Annotated in this window: 13 protein-coding genes; 1 reads left to right on the forward strand and 12 read right to left on the reverse strand. The window is 37.2% G+C overall.

The features are described from left to right. Positions 1–21: 21 nt before the first annotated feature. From AC59HC_RS10725 to folK, 5 genes are all read right to left on the reverse strand, one after another. Positions 22–1,929, reverse strand: coding sequence for a RecQ family ATP-dependent DNA helicase (locus tag AC59HC_RS10725; protein ID WP_496558574.1), 1,908 nt, complete (start codon positions 1,927–1,929; stop codon positions 22–24). 78 nt (positions 1,930–2,007) lie between these two features. Further along, positions 2,008–3,447 carry an OmpA family protein gene (locus tag AC59HC_RS10730; protein WP_202841231.1) on the reverse strand — a complete coding sequence of 480 codons (1,440 nt, stop codon included), beginning with the start codon at positions 3,445–3,447 and terminating at the stop codon, positions 2,008–2,010. 209 nt (positions 3,448–3,656) lie between these two features. After that, positions 3,657–5,183, reverse strand: coding sequence for an OmpA family protein (locus AC59HC_RS10735; RefSeq protein WP_411413489.1), 1,527 nt, complete (start codon positions 5,181–5,183; stop codon positions 3,657–3,659). Positions 5,184–5,235: 52 nt separating this feature from the next. Beyond that, on the reverse strand, positions 5,236–6,351 hold the full coding sequence (locus AC59HC_RS10740) for an OmpA family protein (protein ID WP_227942856.1): 1,116 nt from the start codon (positions 6,349–6,351) through the stop codon (positions 5,236–5,238). 17 nt (positions 6,352–6,368) lie between these two features. Beyond that, complete coding sequence (gene folK, locus AC59HC_RS10745) at positions 6,369–6,785, reverse strand: 2-amino-4-hydroxy-6-hydroxymethyldihydropteridine diphosphokinase (protein ID WP_202841227.1); 417 nt, start codon at positions 6,783–6,785, stop codon at positions 6,369–6,371. A gap of 20 nt (positions 6,786–6,805) precedes the next feature. On the opposite strand from folK, the gene sppA reads away from it, so the two are divergent. After that, the gene (gene sppA / locus AC59HC_RS10750; protein WP_496558575.1) at positions 6,806–8,563 is read left to right on the forward strand and encodes a signal peptide peptidase SppA; all 1,758 of its coding nucleotides are present in this window, start codon (positions 6,806–6,808) and stop codon (positions 8,561–8,563) included. A gap of 77 nt (positions 8,564–8,640) precedes the next feature. Here the strand turns inward: sppA and AC59HC_RS10755 are convergent, their stop codons facing one another. The 7 genes from AC59HC_RS10755 to rpmB form a co-directional block, all read right to left on the reverse strand. Continuing rightward, positions 8,641–8,901: a GlsB/YeaQ/YmgE family stress response membrane protein gene (locus AC59HC_RS10755; protein WP_034694983.1), complete on the reverse strand. Its 261-nt coding sequence runs from the start codon at positions 8,899–8,901 to the stop codon at positions 8,641–8,643. Positions 8,902–8,973: 72 nt separating this feature from the next. Further along, positions 8,974–9,927 (reverse strand): signal recognition particle-docking protein FtsY, encoded by a 954-nt coding sequence (ftsY, locus tag AC59HC_RS10760; RefSeq protein WP_076595870.1) that lies wholly within the window; start codon positions 9,925–9,927, stop codon positions 8,974–8,976. Between the two features lie 15 nt (positions 9,928–9,942). Continuing rightward, complete coding sequence (locus tag AC59HC_RS10765; RefSeq protein WP_496558576.1) at positions 9,943–10,407, reverse strand: RidA family protein; 465 nt, start codon at positions 10,405–10,407, stop codon at positions 9,943–9,945. A gap of 156 nt (positions 10,408–10,563) precedes the next feature. Continuing rightward, the gene (locus AC59HC_RS10770; RefSeq protein ID WP_496558577.1) at positions 10,564–11,520 is read right to left on the reverse strand and encodes an MBL fold metallo-hydrolase; all 957 of its coding nucleotides are present in this window, start codon (positions 11,518–11,520) and stop codon (positions 10,564–10,566) included. A gap of 81 nt (positions 11,521–11,601) precedes the next feature. After that, the gene (locus tag AC59HC_RS10775; protein WP_002976755.1) at positions 11,602–11,754 is read right to left on the reverse strand and encodes a DUF4295 domain-containing protein; all 153 of its coding nucleotides are present in this window, start codon (positions 11,752–11,754) and stop codon (positions 11,602–11,604) included. A gap of 20 nt (positions 11,755–11,774) precedes the next feature. Next, positions 11,775–11,957 carry a 50S ribosomal protein L33 gene (gene rpmG / locus AC59HC_RS10780; protein ID WP_002976756.1) on the reverse strand — a complete coding sequence of 61 codons (183 nt, stop codon included), beginning with the start codon at positions 11,955–11,957 and terminating at the stop codon, positions 11,775–11,777. Between the two features lie 6 nt (positions 11,958–11,963). Further along, the gene (rpmB, locus tag AC59HC_RS10785) at positions 11,964–12,206 is read right to left on the reverse strand and encodes a 50S ribosomal protein L28 (RefSeq protein WP_002976757.1); all 243 of its coding nucleotides are present in this window, start codon (positions 12,204–12,206) and stop codon (positions 11,964–11,966) included. Positions 12,207–12,384: the final 178 nt, after the last annotated feature.

The raw sequence follows: 12,384 nt of genomic DNA on the forward strand, positions 1-12,384 counted from the left end.
TTGCTCATTGCATATTACTCATTACTCATGATTCAGCGCATACGTTCTGAAATTCAGCATTCTTACCTTTCCTGAATCCAAAAGAAAAATCAGATTCTCCAGTATATTTTCTTTGGAATGATAGCTGAGCTGGATAGACAGTTCTTCAATAGTAGCCGATTTTTTAGCTAATAAATTAATGATCTGCTGGGAAATATTTTTCCCAAAGATAGACTGCTTATTTTTTTCGCAGACAGAGCACTGTCCACAGTTTTTTGAATTTTTTTCACCAAAGTAAGCAAGAATTAGTTTCATTTTACAGTAGTCGTTATTTTCTACGTAAAACTTCATCTCTTCCCATTTCTGGATTTTATTCCTCTGAATATGTTCAAATAATTTCCAGTAAGCGCTGTTCACAGCTCTTTCATCACGGGGTTTGAGGAATTTAATGCTGCCTAATGCTCCGTCAATATATTCAAGGTAATTCTTTTGCTGCAGCTCTTTCAGACGTTCCTTGATTAAGGGAACACTGATATTGATTTTGTTGCTGACCTGCTGTTCGCTGAACATAACTTTGTGCGTAGTAATTCCTGATATGGTACGGAAAAGGAGTTCTATGAAATGGCCATCTTTTTGTGGCAGCTGATCGATTTCATCAGCTTTAATAAAAAGTTCGAGCGAAGACAGACTTTTGTTATCATTGTAGTAAACAATTTCCTGATTGTGCAGAAAATTGAGTACATTGTTGATCTTGGCCTTCGATAGTTTTGTAAAATTCTGTATACTGAGATGATTCATTTGAAATGTCTTTTCCGGAAGTTCAAATTCAGCTACCTGAAAAATAGAGTAGAGATAACTAACTATTTTCAAAAACTCAGCTTTGTTGGGAGTCTGGTTTTTTAAAACCTGATCAAAATTCAATAGTTCCTGTTTGTTCCAGAGCATGAAGGCAAAACTATCTTTGCCATCTCTTCCGGCTCTTCCGATTTCCTGATAATAGTTTTCAAGGGATGCTGCGGGAGAATAATGAATGACAAAACGGACATTATCTTTGTCAATACCCATTCCAAAGGCATTGGTAGAAATAAGGACGTGATTGTCACTGTTATTCCAAAGATTCTGTCTTGCATTCTTTTCTTTGGTTGTGAGGCCGGCATGGAAATAATCTACATTTTTCAGTTGGTTTTTCTTTAGAAATTCTGCCAACAGTTCAGCTTCTTTTCTTGTTCTTACGTAAACAATTCCGGAATCATTGCTGTATTTTAGAATATCAAAAACACGTTGAAATTTATCAGATACTTCATCTGTAAAGATTTTAATATTCTCTCTTTTGAAACTCTTTTGAAAAACAAAAGGATTTTTCAGTTCCAGTTTATTTTTAATTTCTTCCAGCACTTTCGGAGTTGCAGTTGCAGTCAAGGCAAGGCAGGGAATCTCCGGGTTATTATTTCTGAATCCTTTTATATTCTGGTAGCTGGGCCTGAAATCCTGTCCCCATTCTGAAATACAGTGTGCTTCATCAACGGCAATGAAGGATAGCTGTATTTCTTCCATATTTTGAATAAACTGAGTATTGGTAAGCCTTTCAGGAGAAACATAGAGCAGCTTGGTAAGTCCTTCTTTACAGCGGTCATAAATGGCTTCAGCATCATATTCATCCAATTCGGAGGAAAGATATTCTGCTTCTATACCACGCGCTTTAAGCTGATTAACCTGGTCTTTCATCAATGCCAGCAAAGGAGAAACAACAAGGCAGGTTCCTTCTTTCAGTAAGGCTGGTAATTGATAACATAAAGACTTTCCTGCTCCTGTAGGTAAGAGAACCAGGGTGTCTTTTTCATTGATTACAGCATTGATAATTTCTTCCTGAGAATCTCTGAAGTCGGTATAACCCCAGAAATACTTAAGAGTATCATATTTTAGCTTTTGAAAATCCTGCGGAGAAATCATGTTGTAAAAATAAGGAAAGAATTAGGACAAAAAAAGTCACGCAGGGCGTGACTTTCATATAATGTATCAATATGTTTATTATTTAGCTTCGAAGTATACTCTTCTGTTGGCTCTGTTTTTCCATTCAGGGCACTTCGTTGCCGGTTCACATTCAGGATATTTAAGGTCTTTTTCACCTTTTCCTATAGCCTGTAGTTTACCTGTCTGAACACCATTTTTGATCAGATAGTTCTTAACGTTGTTTGCTCTTCTTTCAGATAGTTTCTGGTTGTAAGCATCAGTACCTCTTGTATCTGTAGCTCCGATTACATTGTAAGAACCGTTTGAAGAATTAATATAGTTTACTGCATTATTTAAAATTGGAGTATTTGAAGGTAAAATTCTGTCAGAATTCAAATCAAACTCAATACCTTCCAATTTAGTTTCTGTTTCTACTACAGGTCCTGTTGTAGCTACAGGACATCCGTTGTTTTCAACAGGTCCCGGAACAGTTACACACTTATCGTAAAGGTCAATTACACCGTCTAAGTCAGTATCAAGCGCAACTCCGGCACCGTCCACTCTTGCTCCTGCAGGAGTATCAAGCTGTCTGTCCCAATCGTCGCATACTCCGTCGTTATCAGCATCACCTTTTTTACATACTTCAATATCCTGGTTTTTGTTAGCCAGCACATCAAGTTTATAATAGATTTCCTGAAGCGGGTCATGCCACATTAAGTGAGATTCATGTTTTCCAAGTTTAACAGAAAGACCTAAAGTAGCATTGAAGAAGTTGTCTGAAACCTGCTCAGAACGCTTGTTGATAGCGCTGTATTTATCACCTCCTCCATCAAATTCATCATCACCGGTTACCACATACATTAATCTACCTTCAATATCGATTCTTCTGTTCACTTTGAACTTCAGACCTGTACCAGCCTGCATAAACATAGAACCTAATTCGAAAGGTTTGATTTCAGTCATCAATCTCTGTCTGTTGCTTCCGTCTTTCTGATATGCTCTGTACGCAATAGTACCGATACCAGCATATCCGTGAAGTGCCCATCTGTAAGGAGAATGGTTGTCAACTCTTCTTAACAGGTTTGAGAAGTTAATATCTCCTAAGATAGAGATCGCATCATACTGAGTTCTTGCTCCTACTGCTGTTGCATCCGGTGCTGAATTTTTAGTATTGAACCATCCTTGTCTGGTTTCACCTCTGTCATACTGTAAATTGATCCCAAAAGCATGGGTAATCGCTTTATCAATACTTACATACGCTGAATATCCAAAAAGGTTTTTACCGTTACCATTTTTGATAGAGGTTAAATCCGCAGACTGAAGAAGTGGAACACCCACCCCGGCAGAAATAGACCAATCGTTAAATCTTTTAGATTGATTGGTGAATGGGGAAACATTAGCAGATCCCGAAGAAAATGTATTAGGATATTCTCCTTTTGAAACTGCCGTTGAGTCTTGTGCATACGTGGCAGAAGGAATTGCCAAAGCTAATGCAACAATTGCTAAACTTAATTTCATAGTGTTATTTTTTTAAGTTAAGTTATTTTAAATGATTTTTTACGCTAAAAAGTGATATTGTGTTAATTTTTTTCAAAACAAACGTACTGATTACTAATGTGTTTGTACAATTGTCCTGAAAATAATGATAAAGGTATGTAAAAAAATTCGTAGTAGAAAAAAAATAAACCGAAAAGAACAATTCTTTTCGGTTTATGAAGTATTTGAAATTATTTCTTCTTTTTCTTAGCGGGAGCTTTTTTGACTGTTTTTTTTACAGGAGCATCTTCATAGTCTTTCTTTTTGATAGAATCCCATTCTGAACTTTCTATAAATCTTACAGTAACTTTTCTGTCCGCCATTCTTTCAGCATCTGAAGCTGATGCAGGGATAGTAGCTTCAGCAGAACCTACTCCTCTTGATTTCAGCACATTTTCATTGATGCCTCTGTTTTCCAGAGCTCCAACTACAGCTGCTGCTCTTTCTTTAGACAATCTAAGGTTGTATGCTGCATTTCCTTTGATATCCGTATGTCCTGTTAACAGGTAATTACCTCCGTTTTCTTTGATAATTGAAGCAGCCAGATCCAGTTTCTCATTAGATTCAGGTCTGATGGTTGCTTTATTAAAGTTGAAATAAATATCTTTAAGGGTTTTCTCTACTTCTACAGCAGTTTGCTTATTATCTTTAACAACTGGACATCCGTTGTTTTCAACAGGTCCTGGAACCGTTACACACTTATCGTAAAGGTCAATTACACCGTCTAAGTCAGTGTCAAGCGCAACTCCGGCACCATCTACTCTTGCTCCTGCAGGAGTATCAAGCTGTCTGTCCCAATCGTCGCATACACCATCATTATCAGCATCTCCTTTTTTACATACTTCAATATCCTGGTTTTTGTTAGCCAATACATCAAGTTTATAATAGATTTCCTGAAGCGGGTCATGCCACATTACGTGAGACTCGTGCTTACCTAGTTTGAAAGAAAGACCTAAAGTAGCGTTGAAGAAGTTGTCCGAAACCTGCTCAGAACGCTTGTTGATAGTGCTGTAAGCATCACCTCCACCGTCAAATTCATCATCACCGGTTACCACATACATTAATCTACCTTCAATATCGATTCTTCTGTTCACTTTGAACTTCAGACCTGTACCAGCCTGAAAGAACATAGAACCTAATTCGAAAGGTTTGATTTCTGTCATCAATCTCTGTCTGTTGCTTCCGTCTTTCTGATATGCTCTGTATGCAATAGTACCGATACCTGCATATCCGTGAAGTGCCCATCTGTAAGGAGAATGGTTGTCAACTCTTCTTAACAGGTTTGAGAAGTTGATATCTCCTAAGATAGAGATCGCGTCATACTGAGTTCTTGCCCCTACTGCTGTTGCATCCGGTGCTGCATTTTTAGTATTGAACCATCCTTGTCTGGTTTCACCTCTGTCATACTGTAAATTGATCCCAAAAGCATGGGTAATCGCTTTATCAATACTTACATACGCTGAATAGCCAAAAAGGTTTTTACCATTACCATTTTTGATAGAGGTTAAATCTGCTGACTGCAGAAGCGGAACACCTGCTCCTACTGAAACAGACCAATCATTAAATCTCTTGGATTGGTTGGTAAATGGTGTAACATTGGCAGATCCTGAGGAAAATGTATTGGGATATTTTCCATTCGAAACTGCTGTTGAGTCTTGTGCATAAGCGGCAGAAGGAATTGCCAAAGCTAATGCAACAATTGCTAAACTTAATTTCATCGTGTATTATTATTTGATTTCTTTTTGTAAAAGAATTGTAAGACTGTTTTAATTATTTAATCGGGCATCCGTTATTTTCAACAGGTCCTGGTACAGTTACGCACTTATCGTAAAGGTCAATAACTCCATCAAGATCCATATCCAAAGCAACTCCGGCTCCATCTACTCTTGCTCCTGCAGGAGTATCAAGCTGTCTGTCCCAGTCATCGCATACTCCGTCATTGTCTGCATCTCCTTTTTCGCAGACAACAAGGTCAGTACTTGCATTTTCGAGAACGCTGGTTCTGTAATAAGCTTCCTGAAGCGGATCATGCCATGCCAGATGAGATTCGTGCTTTCCTAGTTTGAAAGATACTCCTAAACTTACTGTCCAGGCGTTATCAGATCTTCTGGAATTTAACATGTTATATTTTGAACCTGGAGTGGAAGGATCATAATCATTAGGATCTGCCCATCCGCCGCCATCGAATTCATCATCACCACTGATAATGTACATGGTTCTTGCCTCAACGTCAATAAGTTTTGAAACATTGTACTTGATTCCCACACCTCCCTGATAGAAGATAGAGTTGATATCAATGTCCTGTTTAATGAATAAAGGAGTTCTTCTTGGAGAATTGCTCCATCTGAATTCGTCATTATCATGCAGTGACGTTCTGAATCCCTGAAGACCGATACCCATATATCCGTGGAAAGCCCATCTGTATGGAGAGTGGTTGTCTACTCTTCTGAATAAGTTCGAGAAGTTGATATCCCCCAATAAAGAGATGTTGTCAAACTGTGTTGTTGCAGTAGCTATTCCTGATTTTACACCTTCAGCACCAGGAAGCTGGGCTGTCTGTTTTGTTTCTCCTCTCATATACATAAGGCTTAGCCCGAATGCATGTGTGATTTGTTTGTCCACGCTTACGTAAGCATTGTATCCCCAATTAGTCTTATCCTTGCGGATAGATTTTAAATCGGAGTGTACCATAAATGCAGGACCTCCTCCAACAGAAATAGACCAGTCTCTGAAACGTCTGGATTTGTTGTCAAAGGGTTTTACATTAGCGGAACCTGAGGAGAATGTATTAGGGTACTCTGTGGAAGAGTTTACTGTTGTGCCGCTGTTCTGTGCGAAAGCTGCAATTGGCAATGACGTAGCCAATAATAATAAACCTAATTTCATACAATATGTTTTATGTTTTAAATAAAATCTTTTAATAATATCCTGGAAAAATCCCTTTCAAAAAGATGTTTTTTATGAGGGATTTCTAATCTTTCTGATTTAAAATTCAACTCATTATACTTAATGATATCAATATCAATTATCCTGTCTGTGTAACCACCGGATACTTTTGAATCATTAATTCTTCCCATCTCAACTTCTATATTCTTAATACAATCAAGCAGTTGAATGGGTGAAAGATGTGTGAATATTATTGCTGCAATATTACAAAAAATATTGGAACTGGCAAACTCTACGGGCTCAGACATTAAAAATTCGCTGGTTTGTGAAATGTAATTTCCGGCTTCACTGATTTTTTTTAATGCAAGCTCTACATTTTTTTTTTGCTCTCCTAAGTTACTTCCCAGTAACAAAACGACCTTATGCTGCGACATATTAGAAAATTGATTGATTTATGAGAAGTTTCTTCAAAAATGTTTTGGCAAATATAGTCGCAATTATCATACTTTGCGCTCTATTTTTCATCTTTTTCATCATGATGCTTGTGTTCAGTGCAATGGGGAATGATAAGTCGGTGGCGGTGAAAAAGAACTCAGTTCTTACGATTAATTTAAAGACCAGTATCATCGATAGTCCTACCGAAGAAGAGATGGGATTATTCGGGATAGGCACCCAAAATAAAAGTATTCTTATATATGATGCATTAGAGGCTATCAACAAAGCAAAAACTGATGATAATATTAAAGGAATCAGTATAGAAGCTGATGACTTGTCTGCAGGCCTTACGCAGATTGATGATCTTAGAAATGCTATTGAGGATTTCAAGAAAAGCGGAAAGTTTGTATACGCTTATGGAAACGGAGTATCACAGTCTGCTTATTATTTAGGATCTGTTGCTGATCAATATTACCTGCATCCGGCAGGAATGATCGAATTAAAAGGTCTTTCTACTGAGGTTACTTTCTTCAAAGATTTTGCAGATAAATACGGAATCGGAATCGAAGTAATCCGTCACGGTAAATTCAAGTCTGCGGTAGAACCCTTTTTAAGAAATGATATTTCTCCTGAAAATAAAGAACAGTTAAGTACTCTTTTGAATGATCTTTGGAAAAATACATCCAATAAAATGGCTGTTTCAAGAAAAATTGATACTGCTCAGTTCAGAACAATTACAGACAGCTTATACGGAATGATTCCTGAGCAGAGTTTACAGTATAAACTTGCGGATAAGCTGATCCAGAAATCCGAATATGAAGATCTTCTGAAAGCGAAGCTTAATGTAAAAGATAAAGAAAAGCTGAACAAGATTTCTTTGACAAGCTATATCAATTCTTATGCGGATGAAGATAAATCCGGTGAAAAGATCGCTGTACTTTATGCTTCGGGATCTATTAATAACGGAGATGAATACAATGATATTCATTCCGAGAAATATGTGAAGTACATCAAAAAACTTCAGGAGGATGATAAAGTGAAAGCGGTTGTGTTCAGAATCAACTCTCCGGGAGGAAGTGCCAATGCTTCAGATGAAATTTTATTTGAATTACAGCAGCTGAAAAAGAAAAAGCCACTGATCGTTTCTTTTGGAGACTATGCAGCATCAGGAGGATATTATGTAGCAATGGCTGCAGATAAAATTTATTCGGAACCTAATACACTTACCGGTTCTATCGGAGTGTTCGGGGTGATGCCTTACTATAAAGATATTGCTGCTAAAAACGGGATTCGTGCGGATATTGTTTCTACCAATGCCAACTCTATGTATTATTCAGGATTAAACGGAGTGACCCCTTACGGAGTCAATATGATGACAAGAAGTGTGGAAGGTACCTATAAAAGATTTGTACATTTTGTAACTCAGAACAGAAAGAAAACTTTTGAACAGATTGATAATGTAGGAGGTGGTAGAGTATGGAGTGGTGTTCGTGCCAAGCAAATTGGATTGGTGGATGAATTGGGAACTTTAACTGATGCTGTGAAATTCGCCGCTCAGAAAGCAGGAATGAAATCTTACCACGTAGAGGCTTTCCCTAAGAGAATGACTCCGTTCGAACAAATCTTTAAAGACCTGAATGAGGAAGATGTTTCGGCAAGAATTATCAAAAATAAGATAGGGAAGTCCAACTATGAGATTTTGCAGCAGATCACAAACAAAAAGCTACAGTCTGAGGTGAAAATGGAAATGCCTTATCAGATCAGAATCAACAACTAACTAAATTTTATATTGTATACAAAAATCCCGGACCTGAAATTTCAGATCCGGGATTTTATTTTTTATCAGCGTTACTATCAGCTTTTCTTTGTTGCCATTCCATAAATCCAGAGAATGATTAAAGCGCCTCCGATTGAGAGAATCCAGCTTCTCGGATTCCAGAATGAAGTAACATCTCCCCAGTGTAAAACGTAAACTCCTATAGCTCCTCCTACAAATGCTCCCAGAATTCCAAGGATGATAGTGATAAGCCATCCTCCTCCCTGAGTTCCAGGCATGATCATTTTAGCGATAGCACCTGCAATAAGACCGAATAAGATCCATGTAATAATTCCCATAGTTGCAAATTTTTTTATTGTTAATATTTTAAAAATGATTTGTTACTAATATAAGGGAAAACATGATATAAATCATCTTTTCTTGAAGAATGAGTCTACAAATTCCGTACCATTAAAAAGTTGTAAATCCTGCATTTTTTCGCCTACACCGATATACTTCACCGGAATCTGGAACTGATCGGAGATACCGATAACAACACCTCCTTTGGCTGTTCCGTCCAGTTTTGTTACTGCCAACGCGTTTACTTCCGTTGCTGCTGTAAATTGTTTTGCCTGTTCGAAAGCATTCTGCCCTGTAGAGCCGTCAAGCACCAATAAAATTTCATGAGGTGCATCAGGAATTACTTTCTGCATCACTCTTTTGATCTTGGAAAGCTCGTTCATCAGGTTGATCTTGTTGTGAAGTCTTCCTGCAGTATCGATGATGACAACATCTGCATTTTGAGCTACAGCACTTTGTACCGTATCAAAAGCTACAGACGCAGGATCCGATCCCATTTCCTGTTTTATAATGGGAACACCCACTCTTTCGCTCCAGATAACAAGCTGGTCAACGGCAGCCGCTCTAAAGGTATCAGCCGCTCCAAGAACTACTTTTTTACCTTCCGATTTGAACTGATGAGCCAGTTTTCCGATGGTTGTTGTTTTTCCCACTCCATTTACTCCTACTACCATAATGACATATGGTTTTTTTGAAGTGTCTATATTTCCCGTACCGGCATGTGGATTTTCAAGCAATAATCCCGAAATTTCTTCACGGAGAATTTTGTCAAGTTCGTTGACGCCTACATATTTATCTCTGGCAACACGTTCTTCAATTCTTTCAATAATTTTGATAGTGGTAGAGGCACCTACATCGGAAGCAATCAGTACTTCCTCCAGATCATCCAGAACTTCATCATCTACTTTGCTTTTACCGACTACGGCTTTCGTCATTTTTTCAAAGAATCCCTGGCTGGATTTTTCCAATCCTTTATCTAAGGTTTCCTTTTCTTCCTTTTTGAAAATATTTTTAAACCAACTCATAGTTTTAGTTTATTCTTATTTATTTTTAATCATTGCTGTGGCTTCTACTTCTATCAACACATCATCTCTGAAAAGCCTGCTCACTTCTACAAGGCTGCTTACGGGAGGATTCTGAAGATTGACATACAAATCCCTTACTTTTCTGAAATCAGGTGTTTTTTTGATGTCTGTGGTGTAGATGACCAGTTTGATAATATCTTTTCCTGTACCTTCATATTCTTTCAGGATGTTTTCAATATTTTTGAAAACCTGCTGGGTCTGCTCTTCAATCGTATTTCCCACAAGATTGCCTTCCGTGTCCAGAGGAACCTGTCCGGATAGCAAAATCATTCTGGAATTTCCGCAATCAATACTTACCGATTGAGATAATCCTTTTATGCTGAAAACTTTCGGCGAACTTTTATATTCTAAATTCATTGTTTTCTGACTGAATGAAAATAGAAAAGTTGCTGTGCAGGCCAGAACAAGTATCTTTTTCATACTTTACTGATTAATAATCTGGTGAGCAAAGATAGCAAAAAAACTACCCAAAACAGGAGTTGTTTTTTTATATGTAAACAAAGTCTTTATTATTTTTATTTCCTGATATTCAGCAGCAGGGTTTTTATTACAGTCTGATAAAGAAACTGATTGCAATTATAAGTCAAATTCGTCTCCCAGGCGTGCTATATTAAAACCTTTTTCAATAACCTGTTTACTCTGTCTGCTATCAGGATTTAAAATTTTATTGGTATGGTTAAAATGGATAAAGAAAATTCTTTTTTTATATTCAGGCGGCAGGCTTTTAAACAGTTCCATACTCTCCACTACAAAGGGGTGCGGGATATCTTCAATATTTCTGTAGCCTATTTCTTCCGAATCATAAAATGTACCGTCCAGAAATGCATAATCTACTGTTTTTATGAGATCTGTAATATGGTATTTCCACTTATTCCATTTATCTATATCCGGAATGAATAATGCCTTTTTATGAGGACCTTTAATGATGAAACCTACTGTTTCCGAATATTCATCACGGTGAGGAACCTGTATAGGAGTAACCTCTAAATGAGAGTTCACCTTTATTGGTGTTTCATTTTGCATCTCATAGGGAATAATATTATTTAAACGGACCAGCTGGGACCATGGGCCATTGTTTTCAAAGAACTTTTTTAAACGGGGCATGGTATAGACGGGGACATCCTTGGAATTCATACCTTCTTTCCCCAAAAACATAAGACCTGTATAATGTCCGATGTGGGCATGGGTAATAAAAATACCATCAGGCACGGCTTTCTTTGGATCAGCTGAATGCTCCATCAGGAATTGCAGCTGCTGAGTGAAATCCGGGGTGGCATCGAAGATATAATTTTTCTGCAGTTCGTTGTCGATGACTCCCAGAGAAGATACTTTTCTGTCGGGCTGGGGATGTTTCCAGAGATCCACACAGCATTCTTTACGGCATCCGATCTGAGGAGAGCCGGCATCCTGTACATTCCCCAGAATAATAATTTTCACATTATCTGTAGCGCTTCTTTTATTTTGAAGGGTTTGAGAATGATAGGAAGACTCTGTGAATAGTAGGACTGAAAATAAAATAAAGAATTGCTTCATAATGTGTTTTTTATGAAACGAATATAACAAAAAAACTACTCAAAAAATGAGTAGTTTTTTATATTGTAAACAAAGTACTGATTATTTTTTTAAATAACCATCTACTTCATCAGCATTCATTACTTTTTCTTCGAAAACGTAAGCTCCTGATTTAGAAGACTTAACCATTTTCACCACTTTAGTCATCTTCTTAGACTGACCGCTTTGTAGGGTTGCTACTACTTTCTTTGCCATGGTAAGTTATTATTTATAAATTACTTAATTTCTTTGTGAATGGTAGATCTCTTAAGAACAGGATTGTATTTTTTCAATTCCAATCTTTCTGTAGTGTTCTTTTTATTTTTTGTAGAAATGTATCTTGACATTCCTGGCATACCACTTTCTTTGTGCTCTGTACATTCAAGGATTACTTGAACTCTGTTTCCTTTTTTTGCCATGATTTATTAATTCTTTTTAATCAATCCGTTTCTAGTAGCTCTTTCAATAGCTTCCTCGATTCCAATCTTGTTAATCACTCTCAATCCATGAGCTGATACTTTCAGTGTAACGTGCTTATCTTGCTCCGGAAGGTAAAACTTCTTCTCTAATAAGTTAATTTCAAAACGACGCTTCGTTTTGTTATTAGCGTGAGAAACGTTGTTACCAACCATTGCACGCTTTCCTGTTATTTGGCAAATTCTTGACATATCTCGATGTTCTTATTTGTATAATATTTGAGAGTGCAAAATAACGAAGAATTTTTTAGATAGACAAATCTTTTGGAAAATATTTGCAAATAAGTGGCTGATTAATAATATTGAATTTTTAAAATAGCAGAATCCTTGGGATGCAGCAGATAATCAGTGCTGATATATTTCATACAGC

The sequence above is a fragment of the Chryseobacterium sp. DZ-32 genome (assembly GCF_059587025.1).